Raw genomic sequence first — 21251 nt, 5'->3', positions numbered from 1 at the left:
GACGCGTTCCCGCCCGCCGGCACCACCGCACCCCTTCCGAGCGAAATGCGTCGACCCCTCCATGGCCCTTGAATTCCACCGCATCGACTTCCAGTACAGCCGGAAGGCGCTCCTGTTCACCGGGTTCGACCTGCGGATCGACCACCCGGCCACCGTGCTGCTCGGCCCCAACGGCGCCGGCAAGTCCACCCTCATGGCCCTCGCCGCCTCCCAGTTGAGCCCGCGCCGGGGTCAGGTCACCTGGCGCGGTGTCAACCCGGCCTCGGGCAACGGCGACCGGGCCGCCTACCGGCGCGCGGTGGCCTGGCTGCCGCAGCAGATCACCCCGGTCCCCGGGCTCAACGTGCGCGAACAGGTCGCCTACTGCGGCTGGTTGAAGGGCATGTCGCGCACCGCCGCCTGGCAGGCCTCGGCCGGGGCGCTCGCCCGGGTCGGCCTGGCCGGGCTCGCCGACCGGGCCGGCCACCAGCTCTCCGGCGGCCAGCTGCGCCGGATGGGCATCGCCGGCTGCCTCGCCCACCACAGCGAGCTGATCCTGATGGACGAGCCCACCGCCGGGCTCGACCCCACCCAGCGAGCGGTGTTCCGTTCCCTGGTCGAGGAGTTGACGGGCGAGGTGAGCGTCGTCGTCTCCACCCACCAGACCGAGGACCTCGCCGGGACGTACCGGCAGGTGGTGGTGCTGGACCGCGGCCGGGTCCGCTTCCAGGGCGCCACCGAGGAGTTCCACGCCCTGGCGGCCGGCCGCCGGATCCCCGGACCCGGCGGCGCCGACGGGGCCGGTGGCGCGGACGGGGCCGGTGGCGGGACCGATGGCGGAACCGGCCCGGCGAGCGCCGAGGCGGCGTACGCGCGCCTGATCGAACGGGAGACGTGACCATGCTGCTGCGCACCGTGCTCCGGGTCTCGGCCGCCACCCGGACGCTGCCGTTCCTGCTCGGCTTCGTCCTGTTCGCGCTCGGCGACGAGCTGACCTCCTGGGTCACCCCCGCCTACGGGCTCGCCGCCGCCGGGCACGCCAGCCTCGCGCTGCCGTTCGCCTGCGCGGCCTGCGCCGCCTGCGGCGCGTGGGAGGGCGGACGGCTGCACCGGGGCGGGGTGTTCGGCCGCTCGCCGGTCCGCTCCGCACCGGCCATCACCGCGCCGGTGCTGCTGCCGGTGGCCGTGATGGGCGCGCTCGGCATGGCCGCCGCGCTCGGCACCACCGCGCTGGCCGGCGGCACCGCGGACGGCGTCCCGCAGCCCGGTGTGCTCGCCGTCTGGGCCGGACTGCTGCTCGCCAACACCCTGGTCGGCTCGGTCGTCGGCCGGGTGCTGGCGCCGGTGGTCGCCGTCCCGCTCACACTCGTCAGCAGCTTCGTGCTGAACGCCTACCCCGCCGCGTTCGACACCTACTGGCCACGGCACCTGGTCGGCGGCGGGCTGTCCGACTGCTGCGCCGTGGACCAGGTGCTGGACGGGCGGGCGGTGGTCGGCTCGCTGGTCTTCTCCGGCGCCGTCTGCGCGGCGGTCGTGCTGCTGATCCGCGGGCGCGGCACCCTGCTCGCCGTCGCCGCCGCGCTGGCGGTCACGGCGGGCGGCACGGCGGTGGGCGGCTGGACCGTGCGCGACCTCGGCCCCGAGCCGGTGCGCGCCCGGTCCGCCGCCGCCCTGGTCTGCGACCGGGAACGACCGCGCGTCTGCCTCTGGCCGGAGCTCGGCGGCGCCCGCGCGGCCGTGGTCCGCGCCGAGGTCCGGCGGGTCGCGGACGGCCTCGCCGGCCAGGGCATCGCCGTTCCGGAGGTGTTCACCATGGCCGGGCGGCCCGGACCGGGCGAGGCCGGACTCGGCGTCCCGACCGACGCCCGGCCGCAGGACGTCGCCCCCGCCGTGGTCGGCGGCCTGCTGCCGCGCGTCCCGGACTGCGCCCGCCGCGGCGACCCCTACCCGGCCGCGGCCGCCGCCGGCACGGCAGCCGCCTGGCTCACGGCCCGCGCGGACGCGGCCGGTCCGCAGGGCGCGGCCGGCATACCGGGCGCGGCCGCCCCGGTCGGCGGCCGCGTCACCGAGGCCGACGCCGCCCGCGCCGCCCAGCTGCTCCGGCTGCCCGACGGGACGCAGCTCGCCTGGTACCGCGCCACGGCGGCGGCCCTGGCCGACTGCGGCACCCTGCCCCCGCCGGTCCCGCGCCCCGAGGCGTCCTCCGCGGGGGGCGAGCGGTGATCTGGTGGTGCAAGGCGCGCGCGGTACCGGCGCTGGCGGCCGTCCTCGCCGGGACCTTCGCCGTCGGCCTGCTGGTCGGGGACGGCGAGCTGCCGGTGCCCGCCCTGCGCGGACAGGCCGGCCACTTCCTCCTCGCGCACGTGATCACCCTGCTCCCGGCGGTGTTCCTGCTGTACGGGCTCGGCCGGGGCGACCTGCGCGCCGAGACGGTCTCCGCACGGTTCCTGCGCGGCCTGGACGTCGGGCTCGCGCTCGCCCTCGCGGCCGTCGGGACGGCGTGCGGCGGTCTCGCCCACGCGGCCGGGCAGGGGGTGCTCGCCGTGGTACTGGCCCGCAACATCGCCGGCTACCTCGGCCTCGCGCTGCTGTTCCACCCCCTGATGGGCCACCGCCCGGCCGCCGCCGCGCTCGCCGCCGTCCCGCTGCTCTGCTCGGCCGCGGGCTGGTACCCGGACGGCCACCCGCGACCGTGGGCCTGGCCGCTGCACCCGGCCGGGTCGCCGGTCGCACTCGCCGCCGTCGGTCTGCTGCTGCTCGCCGGCACGGTCTGCGCCCTGGCCCGCCGGCGCCCGCCCGTGGTGGCGCAGCTCCTGACCGGGTGACCGCGCCGGGCGGCCCGCCCCAAGGCCCGTCTCTCTGGTTGTCTGCGGGACCGGATGAGGATGGCTGCGAGGTGGAGTGCGGCCTGGTAGGCGATGGCGAGTTCGTCGGTGCGCATGGCCAGGCCGCGCCACTGCTTCAGGCGGCCGATCCATCGCTCGACCGTGTTCCGTTGCTTGTGGGCCGCGGGGTCGAAGCCGGGCGGACGGCCTCCGCGTGAGCCGCGCCGCAGTCGGTTGCGGATCCGGTCCACCGGCTGCGGGATGCGCGTGCGGAGCGGTCCAGCCGATGTCGTCCGCCGCGTCCGCCTCGGCCAGGACGGCGGCGAAGACCCGCCGCCACGTGCCGTCGACCGCCCACCGCGGCAACCGCTTGTGCGCGGTCTGGAACGGCCCCGGCTCCTCCGGCAGGTCACGCCCCGGCGACCACGTGCGCTGATCACCAACCGGACAGACACATCCGATCAACTGCTCAGCCCATCAAAGAGACACGCCTTGGGCGCCGCCCGCCCCCCGCGCGGCTCAGCGGCGGCGGGGCCGGCCCGAGCGGCCGCCGCTCTGGGGCTTGCGGGAGGTGCGTGGCGCGCGGCCGCCACCGGGTGCCGGGGGCAGGGCCTCGGCCGTGTCGGGCCAGTGGGCGGGGCGCTGCAGCGCCGCCGGGAGCCGGGTGGCGGCGTCGCCGCGGGCCGCGTTGAGCTGCGCCTGGGTGAGGAACAGCGCCTCGGTGAGGTCGGCGCCCGCCAGGTTGGCGTCCCGCAGGTCAGCGCCGACCAGGTCGGCGAGTCGCAGGTCCGCCCCGGCCAGGTCCGCCGCGACCAGCAGCGCGCCCCGCAGGTTGGCCCCACGAAGGTCGGCCCCGCGCAGCCGGGCGCCGAACAGGTCCGCGCCCCGGTGCTCCGCCCGGCGCGGCACGGCGGCCCGGACCAGCTCGCTCGCCCTGAGCAGCAGCTCGGCCACCGCCTGCCGGTGCGCGGGCACGTCGACCGCCAGGATCTCCTCCGGCGTGCCCGCGGCCAGCCGCTCGGTCTCCTCCAGCGCCCGGCCCAGCTCCCCGTGCACGGGGCGGGCCGGAGCGAAGGTCAGCGCCTCCGCGAGGTACCAGAGCAGCTCGTGCAGCTGCCGCACCACCGGGAACACCTCGAACATCGTCGCGGCGCTCTCCGGCGCCTCGCGCCAGCTGCGCCCGCCGAAGGTGACCTGGGAGACGTGCTGACCGGCCCCGAAGCAGTCGTACACCGTGCAGCCGGGGAACCCGGTGTCCCGCAGCCGCTCGTGGATGCCGCAGGTGAAGTCCGTGCCCAGGTTGCGGCAGGGGGTGCCGGCCGCCTTGTTCACGGCGAAGTCGGTACCGGCGGCGAACGGCAGCGCGACGCAGCACAGCCCGAAGCAGCTCCCGCAGTCGGAGACGAGGTTGAGACTCGGGACGCTCACGATGCTGGTGTTCCTCCGGTGCGGCGGTGCGGTGCGGTGCGGTGCGGCGGTGCGGTGGTGCGGTGGTGCGGTGGTGCGGTGGTGCAGCTGTAGAGCGTACCGACCCGCCCCGGAACGGCCGTCGGTTAGTGTGGTCGGCCGAGCACGACACGAGTACGGGCACGGCACGAGCACGGCACGAGCAGCGTCGGCGCGAGCGGCACCAGAGCACAGCACCAGCGGAGGAACCAAGGCATGTCCCGGCACGACGTGGCGCCGTACCCGGACACCGAGGACCCCGAGGACCCCGAGAACCCCGAGGTCGCAGGGGACGCCGCGGCCACCGCGCGGCCCGCCGCCGGGGAGCCGCCCGCGCCGCGCCTGCCGGCCCGCGCCCGCACCGTCGCGTTCACCCTGCTCTGCTTCGCGGTCTGCCTGGCGATCGGCCTCCAGCAGTGGACCACCCTCCAGCTCGGTGGCTTCGACCTCGGGATCTTCGACCAGGGCGTGCGCGGCTACGCGCACTTCGGCCTGCCCGTGTCGACGCTGAAGAGCTACCACCACGAGTTCCCGCCCGGCTTCTCGCTCCTCGGCGACCACTTCTCGCCGGTGATCGCGCTGATGGCGCCGCTCTACTGGCTCTGGGACGACCCGCGCTCCCTGCTCGTCGGCCAGGCGCTCTGCTTCGCCGCCGGCGTGCCGCTGATCCGCCGGATCGCCGCCCGCTGCTTCGCCGGCGCCGCCCCCCGCACCACCCGCCGGGCCACCGACCTGGCCGCCCTCGCCTACGGGCTGGGCTGGCCGCTGCTGGTGGCCTCGCGCGGCGGGTTCCACGAGGTGGCGTTCGCCGTGCCGCTCACGCTGCTGATGCTGGAGCGCGGGATGGCCCGGCAGTACTGGGCGTCCGCGCTGGCCGGCCTGCTGCTGTGCTGCACCAAGGAGGACATGGGCCTGGCGGTCGGCGCGTACGGCCTGGTCCTGCTGCTGCGGGCGCGCCGCGAGCCGGACCGCGAGCGGCGCCGTCCGGCCGTCCGCTGGGGGCTGGGCCTGCTGATCGGCGGCCCGCTCGCCTCGGCGGTGGCGATCGCGAAGCTGGTCCCGGCGATGGGCGGGGTGCCCGGCTACTACTGGAACTACCAAGCGCTGGGCGAGGACGGCGGCTCGGCGGTCGCCAACGTGCTGGCCGACCCGGCCCTCCTGGTCTCGACGCTCTTCGACGCCCCGCTGAAGCCGCTGCTGCTGCTCTGGACCTTCGGCACCCTGTTCCTCCTCCCGGTGCGCTCCGCGACCGTGCTGCTCGCCCTCCCGCTGCTCGCCGAGCGGGTGCTGTCCAGCAACCCGAACCACTGGTCGATCGCCCGGCACTACGACGCGTTCCTCTGGCCGATCCTGCTGGTCGCCGCGCTGGAGGTGCTGGGCCGCTGCCACGACCGCGCGCTGACCCGCCGGCTCGGTGTGGCGGCGGCGGCCGTGACCGTCGCGGCCGCGCTGCCGCTCGGGGTGGCGAACCTCTTCGTCCCGGCTTACTGGCAGCTGAAGGCGAGCGAGGCGGCGCTGCAGCGCGGCGCGGCGCTGGTCCCGGACGGCGCCTCCGTCGAGGCCGACAACCAGGCGGCGCCGAGGCTGACCGCCCGCGCGGACGTGGTGCTGGTCGACGAGAAGCCGCGCGGGCGCGAGTACGTGCTGATCCGCGCGGACAAGCGGTCCTTCCCGTTCCGGACCGACCGGGAGCAGGCGGCCAGGATCGAGCTGCTGCTGGCGCACGGGTACCGGACGGTCTGGTCGCAGGACGGCGTGTACCTGCTGCACCGGGAGGGCACCGAGCCGGTCCCCGGCGAGCACGTGCCCGGGCCGGACGCCACGCCGTACCAGGACGAGGTGCCGTCGGACGTGGGTCACAACCTCTTCCGCGGCTGACGCCCGGCCCGGAAGCGGCAGCGCATCGCGTACCACCGCCCCGCTCCGCGCCACTCGGGTCGGACGGCCGTCCCGGTTGCCTGTGCGGACGGTCCCCGGCGTTCCCGAACCCGTGAGCGAGGTGCCGGGACGGAAGACCGCGGCAGGGAAGCGGCGGCTACTCACTGGATCGGATGGCCTGTGCGTCTGCGGCGTGCCCTGTACCGGGTTGTGGCGGTTGGACCGGGTGTGGGCATGGCGGACGCGATTGCAGGGCCCTTGGAGCCTGTTCGCCGGAAGAGCCGGCCGCGGATGACCGCCCCCCTCCGGTACCTGCGGTGCACATACCCGATATTCGGCCGATCGTATGTCATTCGACACAGATGAGAAGGCTCAGAGAAAGACATGCCCATGCCCCCGCCACGGCAGGCGTCCCTGGGCGTCGACGCCGACACCACGGTCCACCCGCCGGTCTCGGCCCGGTCCGGCGCGCCGCTGTTACCGAAGCGACTCATCGGCGCGCCGGGGAGCCTCGCAGTCCTGGAGGCCGCACTGGCCGTAGCGGTGGCCTTCGGGTTCGTCGTCGTCAGCAGGACCATCACGGTGAACCCGACGACCCGGGTCGGCCAGGTCAGCGGACTGGCCGCTCTCCAGTTCCGGTTCATCCTGATCGCCATGGTGCTGGCGCTCGGCTGGTGGGCCGTCAGTCGCAAGCTCTCCCCGGCCGCAGGCCTGCGGTTGGCCTGCGCGTCGGTTGCGGGGCTTGCCTCGGGCCTCTACGCCGGCGGCATCGTCGTGGCGTTGCGGGGCACCCCCTGGCCACTGTTCGGCTTCTGGGGCGACGCCGGGGAACTGGAGAAGTGGTCCGTACTGATCCAACACGGCCAACCGATCCCCGACGTCTATCCTCCGCTCTTCCCCTACCTGCTCAGCTACTGGACCCGGTTCTTCGACCCGGGACAGCCGGGCGCCGCGATGAAGACCCTGACGGTGCTCCTGACCGCCCTGGCCGGCCCGGTCGTCTACCTCGCCTGGCGCCTGCTGCTCCCGCCGGTGTGGGCACTGGCGATCGGCGTGGCCCCGGTGTTCCCGCTCTGCACGGCCTACAAGCCGTACGCCGACATCGTCCTGCTGGTCCTGATCCCCGCTTTCGCATACTTCACGGGCCGACTCCTCGATTCGGCCGGGCGTTCGGTCAACGGCGCGTTGCTGGTGGGCGCCGCGTCCGGCGCGGTCTTCGCCGTCCTCTTCCTCTGCTACTCCGGCTGGTTCGTCTGGTCCGCGCCGGGCGCGCTGGCCTGCCTGGCCGTCACACTGGCACGGGTCTCACGTCATGGCTCGGGCGCCACCGTCAGGGCGCTACTCACCATGGCCGCCACCGGAGCAGTCTTCCTGGCGCTCGACGGCAGGTATCTGCTGCGCCTACTGACCGGCGCCGGAACCCCCGACTCGTACATGTACTTCGACACCAGGACCGACCCGGCCTACTTCTCCATGTGGCTCGGCGACCTGCCGGGCGGCTACACCCATGCCGACTGGCCGGTTCCGGGCGAACTGGGTGGTATCGGAGTGTTCGTGATTCTCCTGCTGGTCGGTGCAGGCGTGTCGCTGGGGCTGGGCGCCGAGCTGCCGGTCGTCCAGGTGGCCGGCTGCTTCATGGTCGGCTCCTTCCTGCTCCGCTACTGGTTCGCCTCGCACATGGAGCGTGACCAGCTCGTCCAGCTGTACCCGCGGACCTCCCCCGAGATTCTCTACTGCTGCCTGGTGATGGTCGTGATGGCCGCCCACCTGGGGGTACGCCATCTGTCCGAGCGCACCCGGGCGCAGGCGGCGCCCGGATCCGTCATGCGTACCGGCGGTGCCGCGCTGGCCGCCCTGACCCTGTTCTTCGCGCTCGCAGGCTCGGCGACGGTCGACCGCTTCATGCCCTCCAACGACCGCTCGCTCGGTTTCCTGGCGTGGGTCGCACACAGCAGCCAGCTACCTGACGGCAGTTGTCCGAAGTTCGCACCGCATCAGACCTGCACACCGATCCCGCCCGCCATCTCCGGGGCCGCCGCGCAACGGCCGTGACCCGGCTCGCATTCGCCTCCGGCACCAGTCGAACGACGACCGATCAACGGCCACGGCAAGCGGATGCCGATCCGCCGTTTATCGGCGCCGGGCAGAGTCGGACACGTCGGCAGGGCCGGCGGCTCGGGCGGCAACGCCACCGTCGACGTCTCGGTGCGGGGCAACCGACCCCCTCACCGTCCGAAGACTCCGGGCCGCGGGCGCGGCGCCTCCCACACGGGCGCCCCCGCGGTCCGGGCGCGTTTCCCGGGCCGGTCAGACTCCCGCCGTCTCCCCCACCGGCTCCTCCACCGGCTCCTCCACCGGCTCCTCCACCACGCCGGTGATCCAATGCGTTCGAACGGCATCGGTCGGCCGCTGCTCCCCCAGCGCGTCGAGCCCCCAGACGCCGAGCGCCGCCACGACCGGCCGCAGCGCGGCGCCCCGCGCGGTCAGCTCGTAGACGGTGGCGTTGGCCGGCCGTTCGAGGCGCCGGCGCTCGATGACGCCCTCGCTCTCCAGCTGCTTGAGCCGCGCGGCGAGGATGTCGGTGGAGACGCCGGGCAGGTCGGCGTGCAGGTCGGTGTAGCGGCGCGGCCCGGCCAGGAGTTCACGGACGATCAGGAGGCTCCAGCGTTCCCCCACCGCGTCCAGGGCGCGGGCGACGGCGCAGTACTGGTCGTAGCTTCGGCGTGACATGTGGATCAGCATAGCCAAGAGGTTGGACTTTCCAAGTACATACTTGGTAGAACAAAGCGACCAGGATCGACGCGGGGTGACGGTCGGGAGGCCGCAGATGGAGTTTCGGCAGTCCAGCAAGCTGAATGACGTGTGCTACGAGATCCGCGGCCCGGTGGTCGACCAGGCCAACGCGCTGGAAGAGGCCGGGCACAGCGTGCTCCGGCTGAACACCGGCAACCCGGCCACGTTCGGCTTCGAGGCGCCGGAGGAGATCCTCCAGGACATCATCCGCAACCTCCCCCGGGCGCACGGCTACAGCGACTCGCGCGGCATCCTGCCGGCCCGCCGCGCGGTCGTGCAGTACTACCAGCAGCGCGGCGTCGAGGGCGTGAACGTCAACGACGTCTACCTCGGCAACGGCGTCTCCGAGCTGATCCAGATGGCCGTCACCGCGCTGGTGGACGACGGGGACGAGGTGCTCGTCCCGATGCCCGACTACCCGCTGTGGACGGCGGTGGTCCGGCTGGCCGGCGGCAAGGCGGTGCACTACGCCTGCGACGAGCAGGCGGACTGGTTCCCCGACCTGGACGACATCGCCGCGAAGATCACCGCCCGCACCAAGGCGATCGTGGTCATCAACCCCAACAACCCCACCGGCGCGGTCTACCCGAAGGAACTGCTGGAGGGCATCCTCGACCTCGCCCGCCGCCACCAGCTGATGGTGCTGGCCGACGAGATCTACGACAAGATCCTCTACGACGGCGTCGAGCACCACTGCCTGGCCGCGCTGGCCGACGACGTGCTCACCCTCACCTTCAACGGCCTCTCCAAGTCCTACCGGGTGGCCGGCTTCCGCAGCGGCTGGCTGGTCGTCTCCGGCCCCAAGCAGCACGCGAGCGACTACCTGGAGGGCCTCACCATGCTCTCCGGCATGCGGCTGTGCCCCAACGTGCCGTCCCAGTACGCCGTCCAGGCCGCACTCGGCGGCCACCAGTCCATCAACGACCTGGTCCTGCCCGGCGGCCGCCTCACCGAACAGCGCGACGTCGCCTTCCGCGCCCTCAACGAGATCCCCGGCGTCAGCTGCGTCAAGCCCCGCGGCGCGCTCTACGCCTTCGCCAGGCTCGACCCGGCCGTCCACCGCATCGTCGACGACGAGCGCTTCGTCCTCGACCTGCTGCTCCGCGAGAAGATCCACGTCGTCCAGGGCACCGGCTTCAACTGGCCCCGCCCCGACCACTTCCGCTTCGTCACCCTCCCCCGCGCCGACGACCTGGAGACCGCCATCAACCGCATCGGCCGCTTCCTCGCCACCTACCGCCAGGCCTGACCCCGGCCCGGCGGCCGTCGTCAGCCCCCGCGGGCGGGCCTCGCGGGGGCTGACGACGGGCGGGTGCCGGGGCTACCAGCCCCAGCCTCCGCCGTGGCCGTCGTCGTCACTGACCGGACACGGCCGCGCGGTGAACGCACCGGGCGTGCCGGTCAGTCGAACGCCAATGTTCGACCATGGCTCCGCAAAGCCGTACGCAGGCGAAAGACGCCGCCGCCGGACCCCGCGCAGCACCCCGCCCCGGCCCCCGCCGGCGGTCCCGGCCCCGGACCGGGACCCCGGCACGGACGGCGCGGCCGGGGCTGGCAGGATCGTCCTCCATGGCCCGGATCCTGATCTACCGTCGCAACCTCCGCTTCCCGCACGCCTCGGTCGTCGACGGCACCCGCGCACTGGGCGAGCTGGGCGAACGGCACGGCTTCACCGTCGACGCCAGCGAGGACCCGACCGTCTTCCGGCCCGCCGCCCTGCGCCGGTACGCCGCCGTGGTGTTCCTCTCCACCGGCGGCCCGGTGCTCGACGAGGCCGGGAAGGACGCGCTGCGCGCCCACCTGACCGCCGGTCACGGCTGGCTGGGCGTGCACGCGGCGTCCAGCACGGCGTACGAGTGGCCGTGGTTCGAGGGCCTGGTCGGCGCCCGCTTCGACCGGCACCCGGCGATCCAGACCGCACCGGTCCGGGTCGCCGACGCCGACCACCCGGCCACCGCCCACCTGCCGCGGCGCTGGGAGTGGACCGACGAGTGGTACGACTTCCGTTCGGACCCGCGCGATCGCGGCGTCCGGGTGCTGCTCACGGTGGACGAGGCCGACTACACGGGCGCGGCGATGGGTCTGGCCGACCGTCACCCGCTCGCCTGGTGCGGGGAGCACGACGGCGTGCCGACCTTCTACACCGCGCTCGGCCACGCACCCGAGGCGTACGCGGACCGGGCCTTCCGCGGACATCTGCTGGGCGGCCTGCGGCACGTGCTCGGCTGAGCCCCCGGGCGCCGGGGGCGTGGCGGCCGCGAACGGGACCGCCCGGAGCGGCAGCGCTGCTCCGGGCGGTCCGTCCGTCGGTTCGGCCGTTTACCAGCCGTGGTCGTCCTTCTTCTTGTTGGTGAGGGAGACGGTGACACAGTCGTCGTCGTTCACCTGGATCGGGCCGGTCACCGGGTCGTGCGGGAGGTGATAGCCGCTGGGTGCGGCGGTCTCCCGCAGGTAGTACTGCCCGGTCGGCAGCTGGTCGAAGTCGCAGCCGCCGTCCGAGGCGGTGGTGCAGCCGCCCGCTCGGGTGTCCGGGTTGGCGCCGCCGGTCTGCAGACCGGGGACACCGTTGCCCTCCCGCCACAGCTCGAACCTGGCGCCGCCGAGCGGCCTGCCCGACTTGGCGTCCTTCTTGGTCAGGTGGATCGAGCCGTGCCCCGGCGGCTTCGGCGACGGGCAGTCACGGGCGGTGACCTGGACTCCCGCCTGGGCGTTGGCCGGGGTCAGCACCAGCGGGCCGAAGACCGGCTCGGCCGGCAGGTCGTACCCGGGAGGCGCGGCGGTCTCCCGCCAGTAGTAGGAACCGACATCCACCGTCCGACGGCAGAAACCGTCCGCACCGGTGGTGCAGGACGCACCCACCTGCGTGTCCGGATTCACGCCCGTGGTCTGGAGACCGGGAATCCCATTGGTCTCCTCCCACAGCTCGAACACACCACCCGCGAGCGGCGCACCCGTCTCGGCATCCGTCTTGAGCACCCGCACCTCACCCGTCACCGGCGCCTGCGGAGCGTCGGCGGCCGTGACCTGGACACCGGCCGAGGCGTTCTCCGGCGTCAGCACCAGCGGGCCGAAGACCGGCTGCGCGGGCAGCACGTACCCGGGAGGCGCGGCGGTCTCCCGCCAGTAGTAGGAACCGACATCCACCGTCCGACGGCACAGACCGTCCGCACCGGTGGTGCAGGACGCACCCACCTGCGTGTCCGGATTCACGCCCGTGGTCTGGAGACCGGGAATCCCGTTCGTCTCCTCCCACAGCTCGAACACACCGCCCGCGAGCGGCGCACCCGTCACCGCGTCCGTCTTCAGCACCCGCACCTCACCGGTCACCGGCGCCTGCGGGACGTTGGGAGCGGTCACCTGCACACCGGCCGAGGCGTTCTCCGGCGTCAGCACCAGCGGACCGAACACCGGCTGCGCGGGCAGCACGTACCCGGGAGGCGCGGCGGTCTCCCGCCAGTAGTACGTCCCCACATCCACCGTGCGGGCGCAAAGACCGTCCGCACCCGTGGTGCAGGCCGCACCCACCTGCGTGTCCGGGTTCACGCCCGTGGTCTGGAGACCAGGGATGCCATTGGTCTCCTCCCACAGCTCGAACACACCACCGGCCAACGGAGCACCGGTCTCTGAGTTCGTCTTGAGCACCCGCACCTCACCCGTCACCGGCGCCTGCGCGACGTCGGGAGCGGTGACCTGCACACCCTCCGCCGCGTTGACCGGCGTCAGGACCAGCGGACCGAACACCGGCTGCGCGGGCAGCACGTACCCGGGAGGCGCGGCGGTCTCCCGCCAGTAGTACGTCCCCACATCCACCGTGCGGGTGCACAGACCGTCCGCACCGGTGGTGCAGGACGCACCCACCTGCGTGTCCGGGTTCACGCCCGTGGTCTGGAGACCAGGGATGCCATTGGTCTCCTCCCACAGCTCGAACACACCGCCCGCGAGCGGCGCACCCGTCACCGAGTCCGTCTTCAGCACCCGCACCTCACCGGTCACCGCCGGTGCCAGGACGTCCGGGGCCGTCACCTGGACGCCCTGGGAAGCATTGGCCTCGGTCAGGACCAGCGGGCCGAACACCGGGTCCACCGGCAGCACGTACCCGGGAGGCGCGGCGGTCTCCCGCCAGTAGTACGTCCCCACATCCACCGTGCGGGTGCAAAGGCCGTCCGCACCGGTGGTGCAGGACGCACCCACCTGCGTGTCCGGGTTCACGCCGTTCGTCTGGAGACCGGGAATCCCGTTCGTCTCCTCCCACAGCTCGAACACACCGCCCGCGAGCGGCAGACCGGTCACCGCGTCCGTCTTCAGCACCCGCACCTCACCCGTCACCGGCGCCTGCGCGACGTCGGGAGCGGTGACCTGCACGCCCTCCGCCGCGTTCAGCGGGGTGAGGGTCAGCGGACCGAACACCGGATCGGCCGGAAGCACGTAGCCGGGAGGCGCGGCGGTCTCCCGCCAGTAGTAGATCCCGACCGGCACCGTGCGGGTGCAGAGACCGTCCGCACCGGTGGTGCAGGCCGCACCCACCTGGGTGTCGGGGAGGATGCCGTTGGTCTGCAGACCGGGGATGCCGTTCGTCTCCTCCCAGAGCTCGAACACGCCACCGGCGAGCGGCGCACCCGTCACCGAGTCCGTCTTCAGCACCCGCACCTCACCGGTCACCGCCGGCGCCGGGATGTCCGGGGCCGTCACCTGCACACCCGCGGGGGCGTTCAGGTCCGTCAGGATCAGCGGGCCGAAGACCGGATCGACCGGCAGCAGGTAGCCGGGTGGTGCGGCGGTCTCCCGCCAGTAGTAGGTGCCGAGCGGCACCGTCTGACGGCAGATGCCGTCCGCTCCGGTGGTGCAGGCCGCACCCACCTGGGTGTCGGGGGTGACGCCCGTGGTCTGGAGACCGGGGATGCTGTTGGTCTCCTGCCACAGCTCGAACACACCGCCCGCGAGCGGAGCGCCCGTCACCGCGTCCGTCTTCAGCACCCGCACCTCGCCGGTCACCGGGGCGACGGCGCAGTCGGGCAGGTTGCCGTCGAAGGGGTAGGCGTGGAACTCCTGGCCACCGCCGCCGGTGGGCGAGCTGGTGTGGGTGAGCCCGCCGGTGGTGAAGACGCGGCCGTTGACGCCGGGCAGGGTGACCGTGGTCTGCGAGGACTGCTCGCCGACCAGGATGCTGCCCTGGAACTGGCCGGTGCCGGCCAGGGTGACCGTGGTGGCGTCGGGGAAGTTCCACAGCAGGCGCTCGCGGTAGGCGTTCAGCGGGTCGGCGTCGGCGATGTCGCCGCTGAAGGTGTTGATGGTCCGGGCGGCGCCGGTCAGGTTGACCAGGATGGTGGCGCCCGCCGGGATGTTGGCGAAGGCGATGCCCTGCTGGCCGCCGCCGACGCCGGTGAGGTCGAAGTCGACGTTGAACACCTGGAGCGAGGACACGCCGTCACCGGTGAACAGGGTCTCGAAGCCCGCGTTCACCGCGATGCCGGTCGGCGTGCGCGGCAGGCCGTTGACCCGGGCGTAGCAGTCGGAGGCGGTGGAGAGCTGGTCACGCAGGGCGGCGTACGGCTGGACGGCGTTGGGGTCCTGGACGAGGGTGCCGGTCACGGTGCCGGTGACGGTGCCGGCGTGCCGGACGACACCGCCCTCGGCCACCAGGGTCTGACCGCTCGCGATGGTGACGTTGCCGCCGGTGGTGAGGAAGTCGGCCCCGTCCGGCGGTGGGACCCGGGAGCCCGCACCGACGATGCCGATGTTGTAGATGGAGCTGCCCCCGACGTCCTTGGCCTGGTCGAAGGTGTTGAGGACGACGACGCGGCCCTCGGCCTCGGCGGCGCGGCCGCGGACGAGGAAGTCGGAGCCGACGAAGATGTTGATCCCGTTGTCCCGGCCCGCGATCGGGCCGTTGCTGATCGGGGGGAAGGGGTCGGGGCAGCTGCCGGGGACGCAGGGCCCCAGCCCGCCCGGAAGGGTCGCGGCCGCGGCGGGGGCGGCGCCGGGACCGAGCGCGAGGACCGGGACGAGGGCCGACACGATGGTGCACGGCAGTGCCAGGGCGGCTGCCTTTCGGCGGACGCGGTCGAACAAGCGGTTGAGGGAAGCCATAGTCGTAGCGTCCGTCAGCTTGTCCGGGCACGGCCGCCTGAAGGGTGCTCACCTACGCTGATCGGTGCGCGGGCGCACCCGCGCGGACCAACCGCCGGCTCCGGGGGCGATCCGACGAGGGCTCAGGAGGCCTCGTCCCAGGGGGACGCCGCCCGGTTGCCGGTGCCGTCGCAGGTGCGGCAGATCTCGTCGCGGTAGGCGTGCTTGGCGCCGGTGGCGTCGACCCGGTAGCGGACGTAGACACCGGTGCCGTCGCAGAGGAAGCAGTTGCCCCCGCCGCCGCCGACCTCGGTGGTACCGGTGCCCTGGCAGGTCCGGCAGCTGAGGCCGGCGGTGCGGCCGGTGCCCGCGCAGATGCGGCAGACCGTGGTCATCGTCTTCCTCCCGGATCGGAATCCAGGCCATGGTAGGCGGTGACCGGTGTTCCGCGAGCGGGCGCCGGTCAGCCCGGCAGGCCCGCACTGACGCGGCGGGAGACGGAGATCTGCTGGAGGTCGAGCATCCCCGGCGGGTCGGCGAGGCCGGGGCCGCCGGCGTGCACCCACTCGGCGATCTCCTGGATCATGTCGTCGGCCAGCACCCAGCCCAGCCAGACCGGCCGGCCGCCGGCCGCGCGGCCCTCGCTGGACGGGCCGACCACGACGACGTTGGAGTGCGCGCAGGTGTCCAGGCAGCCGACGGCCCGGACCCGGCCCGCGTCGCCGACCGCCGCGCGCAGCCGCTCGTACTGGCCGGCGTGGTCGACGCCGGGGTGCTTCTCCCGGGTGCCGCAGCAGCAGCCCCGGCAGACGGTGACGGTCACCGGGGCCGCCGGGCCGCGCCCGGTGCCCTTGCCCCCGCCCGCACCCTGCCGGCCCGTCCGCTCGCGTTCGCGACGGCTCATGGTCCCTCAGCCCTCCTCGTTCCCCAGGGCCCGCTGCCACGCCCGTTCGCGCAGCAGCCGCAGGCCGTTGAGGCCGACGATCACGGTGGAGCCCTCGTGCCCGGCGACGCCGAGCGGCAGGGGCAGCGTACCCGCCAGGTCCCAGACCACCAGGAGGGCGATGGCCGTCCCCGCGATCACCAGGTTCTGCACCACCAGCCGGCGGGCCCGCCGGGAGAGCGCCACCACGGCGGGGACGGCGGCCAGCTCGTCGTGGACGAGGACGGCGTCGGCGGTCTCCAGGGCGAGGTCCGAACCCGCCCGGCCCATCGCCACGCCGGTGTGGGCGGCGGCCAGCGCCGGGGCGTCGTTGACGCCGTCGCCCACCATCAGCACCCGTCGGCCGCCGGCGGCCAGCTCGTGCACGGCGGCGGCCTTCTCGTGCGGCAGCAGGCCGCCCCGGACCTCGGTGAGGCCGACCTCGGCGGCCAGCCGGGCGGCGGCGCGCGGGTTGTCGCCGGTGAGCAGCACCGGTGGGCGGCCGGTGAGCGCGGTCAGGGCCCGGACGGCGCCGGCGGCCTGGGCGCGCGGGCGGTCGGCGAGGCCGAGGACGCCGGCCGGCTCGCCGTCGCGCAGCACCAGCACGGCGGTGCGCCCGGCCGTCTCCAGGGCGGTGACGGCCGGGTGGTCCCGGTAGGGGCCGGGGGCGCCGACGGCGACCACCGTGCCCTCGACCACGGCCCGCACGCCGACGCCCGGGGTGGCGGTGAAGTCGGTGGCGGCCGGGACGGCGAGGCCGCGTTCGCGGGCGGCGGCGACCACGGCGCGGGCCAGCGGGTGCTCGCTGGGGTGCTCGGCGGCGGCGGCGAGCACCAGCAGCCGGTCGGCCCCGGTGCCGTCCAGCGGCCGTACCTCGGTGACCCGGGGGGTGCCCTCGGTGAGGGTGCCGGTCTTGTCGAGGGCGACGGCGTCCGCCTGCCCGAGGCGCTCCATCACCACCGCGGACTTGACCAGGACGCCGTGCCGGCCGGCGTTGGCGATCGCGGAGAGCAGCGGCGGCATGGTGGCGAGCACGACGGCGCAGGGCGAGGCGACGATCATGAAGGTCATGGCGCGCAGCAGGGCGTCGGCCGGTTCGGCGCCGAGCGCGAGCGGGACGCCGAACAGCAGCAGGGTGGCGGCCACCAGGACGGCGGCGTAGCGCTGTTCGATCTTCTCGACGAACAGCTGGGTGGGGGCCTTGGTCTCGGAGGCCTCCTGGACCAGGGCGACGATCCGGGCGATCACGGTGTCGGCCGGGTCCCGCTCGACGCGCACCCGCAGGGCGCCGGCGCCGTTGAGGGTGCCCGCGTACACCTGGTCGCCGGGGCGCTTGGCGGCGGGCAGCGGTTCGCCGGTGATGGTGGCCTGGTCGACGTCGCTCGCGCCGTCCAGCACCCGGCCGTCGGCGCCGATCCGCTCGCCGGGGCGGACCAGCACGGTGTCGCCGACGGCGAGCTCGGCGGTGGGGACGGTCTCCTCGGCGTCCGCGCCCGGGGCGCCGGCGCGCAGCCGGGTGGCGGTGGCGGGGGCGAGGTCGAGCAGGCCGCGGACGGAGTCGGCGGTGCGGGCGGTGGCCAGGGCCTCCAGGGCGCCGCTGGTCGCGAAGATGACGATCAGCAGCGCACCGTCCAGCACCTCGCCGATGGCGGCGGCGCCGAGGGCGGCGACGACCATCAGGAGGTCCACGTCGAGGGTCCGCTCGCGCAGCGCGCGCAGTCCGGCGAGGGCGGGCTCCCAGCCGCCGGCGGCGTACGCGAGGGCGTGCAGCGTGCCGGACGCCCAGCCGGGGGCGCCGCAGAGCTGGAGGGCGAGCGCGGCCAGGAAGGCCGCCAGGCTGCCGGCCGCCCAGCGGGCCTCGGGCAGGGCGAGCACCCGGGTGCGGCGGGCGCGCGGGGGTGGGGCCGACGGGGCCGGGGCGGCCGGCCGGGTGAGCGTGGTGGCGGACATGGGCGCCACCTTACAGGAATACATGAACACACCTTCATGCGTTCATATGACTTGCCGGACCCCCTCCCTCCACCGGCGCCCCGTAGGATTCCCCCATGGGACACGCAGCCGCCGAGAACACCGTGCCGCGGATGCGCCTGGACGCGTCCAACGCCGCCAAGGTGGCGAACACCCTCCAGGCCCTCGCCACCCCCTCGCGCCTGCTGATCCTCGCCCAGCTCCGCGAAGGACCGCGGGCCGCCACCGAACTCGCCGACGCCGTCGGCATGGAGCAGTCCGCCTGCTCCCACCAGCTGCGCCTGCTGCGCAACCTCGGCCTGGTCGTCGGCGAGCGCCGCGGCCGCTCGGTCGTCTACTCGCTGCACGACGACCACGTCGCCGCCCTCCTCGACCAGGCGGTCTACCACGTCGACCACCTCCGCCTCGGCATCACCGACGACGGAGCGGCGAACCCCCTGCCGGCGAAGGGCAGTTGAGCGCCGTTACGCTGCCGGCGGGCCCCAGTCCGGGCCCTCAGGCCGTGGCCTCCGCCGCCGCGCGGCCCGCGGTGCGGCCGGAGAACAGGCAGCCGCCGAGGAAGGTGCCCTCCAGCGAGCGGTAGCCGTGCACGCCGCCCCCGCCGAAGCCGGAGGCCTCACCGGCGGCGTAGAGGCCGTCCAGCACCGAGCCGTCGGGGCGCAGCACGCGGGCCGCGAGGTCGGTGTGCAGGCCGCCGAGCGACTTGCGGGTGAGCACCGACAGCCGCACCGCGATCAGCGGGGCGGCGGCCGGGTCGAGGATGCGGTGCGGCACGGCGGTGCGGATCAGCCGGTCGCCGAGGTAGCGGCGGGCGCCGTGGATGGCGGTCACCTGGAGGTCCTTGGCGAAGGGGTTGGCGAGCTGGCGGTCCCGGGCCTCGACGACGCGGCGCAGTTCGGCGGTCTCGATCAGCGGGGCCCGCACCTTGGCGTTCATCGCGCGGGCCAGGTCGTGCAGGTCGCCCGCGACGACGAAGTCCGGCCCGTGGCCGAGGTGGGCGCGCACCGGGCCGGGGGCGCCGGGCAGGGCGCGCCGGAGCACCCCGCGCAGCGAGCGGCCGGTGAGGTCGGGGTTCTGCTCGGAGCCGGAGAGGGTGAACTCCTTCTCGATGATCTTCTGGTTGAGCACGAACCAGGTGTGGTCGTACCCGGTGGTCCGGATGTGCTCCAGCGTGCCGAGGGTGTCGAAGCCGGGGAACAGCGGGACGGGCAGCCGGCGGCCGCGGGCGTCGAGCCAGAGCGAGGAGGGGCCGGGCAGGATGCGGATGCCGTGCCGGGCCCAGACCGGGTCCCAGTTGGCGATGCCCTCGGTGTAGTGCCACATCCGGTCGCCGTTGATCAGGCCGGCCCCGGCGTCGGCGGCGACACCGAGCATCAGCCCGTCCACGTGCGCGGGCACGCCGGAGAGCATCCGCCCGGGCGGGGTGCCGAGGCGGGCGGGCCAGGCCTTGCGGACCAGGTCGTGGTTGCCGCCGATGCCGCCGGAGGTGACCACCACCGCCTGCGCGCGCAGCTCGAAGCGGCCGGCCGGCTCGCGGGAGCTGGCCTCGCCGCGCGCCGCGCCGCTCGGCACCAGCACCTCGCCGGCCACCGTGTCGACGGCGCCCGCGCTCGCCGCCAGGCCGGTGACCCGGTGCCGGAAGCGCAGGTCGACCAGCCCGGAGGCGACGGCCGCGCGGACCCGGCGGACGAAGGGTTCGAGCAGGCCCGGGCCGGTGCCCCAGGTGATGTGGAAGCGCGGCACGGAGTTGCCCGGTCCGTCGGCGAGTTGCCCGCCGCGCTCGGCCCAGCCGACCACCGGGAAGAACCGCACGCCCATCGCGCGCAGCCAGGCCCGTTTCTCCCCCGCGGCGAAGTCGACGTAGGCCTCGGCCCAGCGGCGCGGCCAGACGTCCTCGGGCCGGTCGAAACCGGCGGTGCCGAGCCAGTCCTGCCAGGCGAGGGCGTGCGAGTCGCGGATCCGCATCCGGCGCTGCTCGGGCGAGTCGACCAGGAACAGGCCGCCGAAGGACCAGTGCGCCTGGCCGCCGAGCGAGGCGGCGGGCTCCTGGTCGAGCAGGATCACCTTCCGTCCGGCGTCGGCGAGTTCGGCGGTCGCGGCGAGGCCCGCGAGTCCGGCTCCGATGACGATGACATCGGCGTCCAGGGCCATGGGGCAGCTCCTCCTCCACCGGGGGTCCACGCGGGCGAATTCCGCTCCGCCCCGTTTCGAAACGCGCTTCGATACGCGGTGGAGCGAAATTCGAAATTCCCGCCGGGGCGGCCGGTGAAACATTTGACGGATTTTCCGGAATATCCGCGCCCGGCATGGACGGCGGCGAAACCTGCCAGTAACTTACCTGTCGGTAGTAGCTGTGGCCCGGCTCGTACGTCCCCCACCCACCCGTTTCTCTCCCCCAGGAGGAACCGTGCTCCGCCGTGCCCGGAATTCCCTGCTGCTCGCCTCCGCCGCGCTCGGCGCCGCCCTGGCGATGACCGCCACGAGCGCGCAGGCCGCCACCCCCGCCCCGCACCGCTACGTCGCCCTCGGCGACTCCTACGCGTCCGGCGCGGGCGTCCCCGGCCAGTCGGCCGGCCTGTGCCTGCGCTCCGACCGCAACTACGGCCACCTGGTCGCCGCGGCCCTGAACGCCGCCGCCTACCGCGACGTCACCTGCGCCGCCGCCAAGGTCAAGTCGGTCACCCAGGCCCAGTACGACGCCTTCATCCGGGTCAACGACCCGCAGATCGACGCGGTCACCGCGGACACCGACCTCATCACCCTCGGAATCGGCGGCAACGACCTCGGCGACAGCGACATCGGGATCGGCGACGTGATCGCCACCTGCATCGCCGGCGCGGTGGTCAACCCGCTCGGAACCCCGTGCACCGACGTCTACCACCACGGCCACTGGGACTGGTCCAGCCGGTCCTGGCAGTACGGCGACGACGACCTCGCCGACCGGATCGACGCCACCGGGCCCCGGCTCGCGGACACCGTGCGCAAACTGCGCGCCAAGGCGCCGAACGCCCGGATCCTGCTGGTCGGTTACCCCTCGGTGCTGCCCGCCGACGGCGCGTCCTGCGTGCTGCGCCAGCCCATCGCCCCGCGCGACATCCCGTACCTGCACGAGGTCCTCGGTCGGCTGAACGCGATGCTGGAGTCCACCGCCGCCTCGGTCGGCGCCGGCTACGTGGACACCGCCACCCCGACCCGCGGGCACGACGTCTGCTCGGACGACCGCTGGATCGAGGGCGCGCTGCCCGGCTCCCCGGCCGTCCCCTTCCACCCGAACGCCACCGGCGAGCGGGTCATGGCGGACGCCGTCCTGGCCGCCCTGCGGTAGCACCGCGCGAAGCCCCGAGGGGGCGGTGACCGCGGACTCCGGTCACCGC

The 21251-nt window shown here is 74.3% G+C and carries 15 protein-coding genes and 2 pseudogenes; 9 read left to right on the top strand and 8 right to left on the bottom strand.

Annotation, left to right across the window (positions count from 1 at the left end; translation table 11 throughout):
• The first annotated feature begins 61 nt into the window (after nucleotides 1-61).
• The 3 genes from ABT093_RS27985 to ABT093_RS27975 are packed head-to-tail and all read left to right on the top strand — an operon-like array spanning nucleotide 62 to nucleotide 2804.
• Nucleotides 62-877 (top strand): ATP-binding cassette domain-containing protein, encoded by an 816-nt coding sequence (locus tag ABT093_RS27985; protein ID WP_350569173.1) that lies wholly within the window; start codon nucleotides 62-64, stop codon nucleotides 875-877.
• A 2-nt stretch (nucleotides 878-879) separates the two neighbouring features.
• Nucleotides 880-2202: a DUF7224 domain-containing protein gene (locus ABT093_RS27980; protein WP_350569171.1), complete on the top strand. Its 1323-nt coding sequence runs from the start codon at nucleotides 880-882 to the stop codon at nucleotides 2200-2202.
• Nucleotides 2199-2804: a hypothetical protein gene (locus tag ABT093_RS27975; RefSeq protein ID WP_350569169.1), complete on the top strand. Its 606-nt coding sequence runs from the start codon at nucleotides 2199-2201 to the stop codon at nucleotides 2802-2804. The genes ABT093_RS27980 and ABT093_RS27975 overlap by 4 nt, the downstream gene beginning before the upstream one ends.
• A 44-nt stretch (nucleotides 2805-2848) precedes the next feature.
• Here ABT093_RS27975 and ABT093_RS27970 read toward each other — a convergent pair.
• Nucleotides 2849-3236 (bottom strand): annotated as a pseudogene (locus ABT093_RS27970) (hypothetical protein); the annotation flags it as partial.
• Between the two features lie 87 nt (nucleotides 3237-3323).
• Nucleotides 3324-4235: a pentapeptide repeat-containing protein gene (locus tag ABT093_RS27965; protein WP_502884336.1), complete on the bottom strand. Its 912-nt coding sequence runs from the start codon at nucleotides 4233-4235 to the stop codon at nucleotides 3324-3326.
• Nucleotides 4236-4466: 231 nt separating this feature from the next.
• On the opposite strand from ABT093_RS27965, the gene ABT093_RS27960 reads away from it, so the two are divergent.
• Nucleotides 4467-6128, top strand: coding sequence for a DUF2079 domain-containing protein (locus tag ABT093_RS27960; RefSeq protein ID WP_350569165.1), 1662 nt, complete (start codon nucleotides 4467-4469; stop codon nucleotides 6126-6128).
• A gap of 390 nt (nucleotides 6129-6518) precedes the next feature.
• Nucleotides 6519-8180 carry a hypothetical protein gene (locus tag ABT093_RS27955; protein WP_350569164.1) on the top strand — a complete coding sequence of 554 codons (1662 nt, stop codon included), beginning with the start codon at nucleotides 6519-6521 and terminating at the stop codon, nucleotides 8178-8180.
• A 327-nt stretch (nucleotides 8181-8507) separates the two neighbouring features.
• On the opposite strand, the pseudogene ABT093_RS27950 reads toward ABT093_RS27955, so the two are convergent.
• Nucleotides 8508-8858: pseudogene (locus tag ABT093_RS27950) on the bottom strand (winged helix-turn-helix transcriptional regulator); the annotation flags it as partial.
• A 97-nt stretch (nucleotides 8859-8955) separates the two neighbouring features.
• Here ABT093_RS27950 and ABT093_RS27945 point away from each other — a divergent pair.
• A complete protein-coding gene (locus ABT093_RS27945; RefSeq protein ID WP_350569163.1) occupies nucleotides 8956-10170 on the top strand; it encodes a pyridoxal phosphate-dependent aminotransferase in 1215 nt (404 codons plus the stop codon).
• A 320-nt stretch (nucleotides 10171-10490) separates the two neighbouring features.
• Nucleotides 10491-11150, top strand: a complete 660-nt coding sequence (locus tag ABT093_RS27940; protein ID WP_350569161.1) for a ThuA domain-containing protein — start codon at nucleotides 10491-10493, stop codon at nucleotides 11148-11150.
• A 90-nt stretch (nucleotides 11151-11240) separates the two neighbouring features.
• On the opposite strand, the gene ABT093_RS27935 is transcribed toward ABT093_RS27940, so the two are convergent.
• The 4 genes from ABT093_RS27935 to ABT093_RS27920 form a co-directional block, all read right to left on the bottom strand.
• Nucleotides 11241-15008 carry a SpaA isopeptide-forming pilin-related protein gene (locus ABT093_RS27935; RefSeq protein ID WP_350569159.1) on the bottom strand — a complete coding sequence of 1256 codons (3768 nt, stop codon included), beginning with the start codon at nucleotides 15006-15008 and terminating at the stop codon, nucleotides 11241-11243.
• Nucleotides 15009-15130: 122 nt separating this feature from the next.
• Entirely contained in the window at nucleotides 15131-15382 is a 252-nt protein-coding gene (locus ABT093_RS27930) for a hypothetical protein (protein WP_030302164.1), read from the bottom strand.
• Between the two features lie 68 nt (nucleotides 15383-15450).
• Nucleotides 15451-15891 carry a (2Fe-2S) ferredoxin domain-containing protein gene (locus tag ABT093_RS27925; RefSeq protein WP_350569158.1) on the bottom strand — a complete coding sequence of 147 codons (441 nt, stop codon included), beginning with the start codon at nucleotides 15889-15891 and terminating at the stop codon, nucleotides 15451-15453.
• A gap of 6 nt (nucleotides 15892-15897) precedes the next feature.
• Complete coding sequence (locus ABT093_RS27920; RefSeq protein WP_350569157.1) at nucleotides 15898-17859, bottom strand: heavy metal translocating P-type ATPase; 1962 nt, start codon at nucleotides 17857-17859, stop codon at nucleotides 15898-15900.
• 95 nt (nucleotides 17860-17954) lie between these two features.
• On the opposite strand from ABT093_RS27920, the gene ABT093_RS27915 reads away from it, so the two are divergent.
• Nucleotides 17955-18335 carry an ArsR/SmtB family transcription factor gene (locus ABT093_RS27915; protein WP_350569156.1) on the top strand — a complete coding sequence of 127 codons (381 nt, stop codon included), beginning with the start codon at nucleotides 17955-17957 and terminating at the stop codon, nucleotides 18333-18335.
• A gap of 37 nt (nucleotides 18336-18372) precedes the next feature.
• On the opposite strand, the gene ABT093_RS27910 is transcribed toward ABT093_RS27915, so the two are convergent.
• Nucleotides 18373-20028: an FAD-binding dehydrogenase gene (locus tag ABT093_RS27910; RefSeq protein WP_350569154.1), complete on the bottom strand. Its 1656-nt coding sequence runs from the start codon at nucleotides 20026-20028 to the stop codon at nucleotides 18373-18375.
• A gap of 256 nt (nucleotides 20029-20284) precedes the next feature.
• On the opposite strand from ABT093_RS27910, the gene ABT093_RS27905 reads away from it, so the two are divergent.
• A complete protein-coding gene (locus ABT093_RS27905; RefSeq protein ID WP_350569153.1) occupies nucleotides 20285-21202 on the top strand; it encodes an SGNH/GDSL hydrolase family protein in 918 nt (305 codons plus the stop codon).
• Nucleotides 21203-21251: the final 49 nt, after the last annotated feature.

Origin of the sequence: Kitasatospora sp. NPDC002551, from assembly GCF_040296005.1 — a bacterium.
In the GTDB taxonomy this organism is placed as follows: domain Bacteria; phylum Actinomycetota; class Actinomycetes; order Streptomycetales; family Streptomycetaceae; genus Kitasatospora.
Note: the sequence above shows the minus strand (reverse complement) of the source record. Positions and strands in the feature narration are given on the sequence as shown.

Coding starts and splice junctions, on each gene's coding strand:
- ABT093_RS27985 (WP_350569173.1), top strand. CDS start 62: ATGGCCCTTGAATTCCACCGCATCGACTTCCAGTACAGCCGGAAGGCG.
- ABT093_RS27980 (WP_350569171.1), top strand. CDS start 880: ATGCTGCTGCGCACCGTGCTCCGGGTCTCGGCCGCCACCCGGACGCTG.
- ABT093_RS27960 (WP_350569165.1), top strand. CDS start 4,467: ATGTCCCGGCACGACGTGGCGCCGTACCCGGACACCGAGGACCCCGAG.
- ABT093_RS27955 (WP_350569164.1), top strand. CDS start 6,519: ATGCCCCCGCCACGGCAGGCGTCCCTGGGCGTCGACGCCGACACCACG.
- ABT093_RS27945 (WP_350569163.1), top strand. CDS start 8,956: ATGGAGTTTCGGCAGTCCAGCAAGCTGAATGACGTGTGCTACGAGATC.
- ABT093_RS27940 (WP_350569161.1), top strand. CDS start 10,491: ATGGCCCGGATCCTGATCTACCGTCGCAACCTCCGCTTCCCGCACGCC.
- ABT093_RS27935 (WP_350569159.1), bottom strand. CDS start 15,008: ATGGCTTCCCTCAACCGCTTGTTCGACCGCGTCCGCCGAAAGGCAGCC.
- ABT093_RS27930 (WP_030302164.1), bottom strand. CDS start 15,382: ATGACCACGGTCTGCCGCATCTGCGCGGGCACCGGCCGCACCGCCGGC.
- ABT093_RS27925 (WP_350569158.1), bottom strand. CDS start 15,891: ATGAGCCGTCGCGAACGCGAGCGGACGGGCCGGCAGGGTGCGGGCGGG.
- ABT093_RS27920 (WP_350569157.1), bottom strand. CDS start 17,859: ATGTCCGCCACCACGCTCACCCGGCCGGCCGCCCCGGCCCCGTCGGCC.
- ABT093_RS27915 (WP_350569156.1), top strand. CDS start 17,955: ATGGGACACGCAGCCGCCGAGAACACCGTGCCGCGGATGCGCCTGGAC.
- ABT093_RS27910 (WP_350569154.1), bottom strand. CDS start 20,028: ATGGCCCTGGACGCCGATGTCATCGTCATCGGAGCCGGACTCGCGGGC.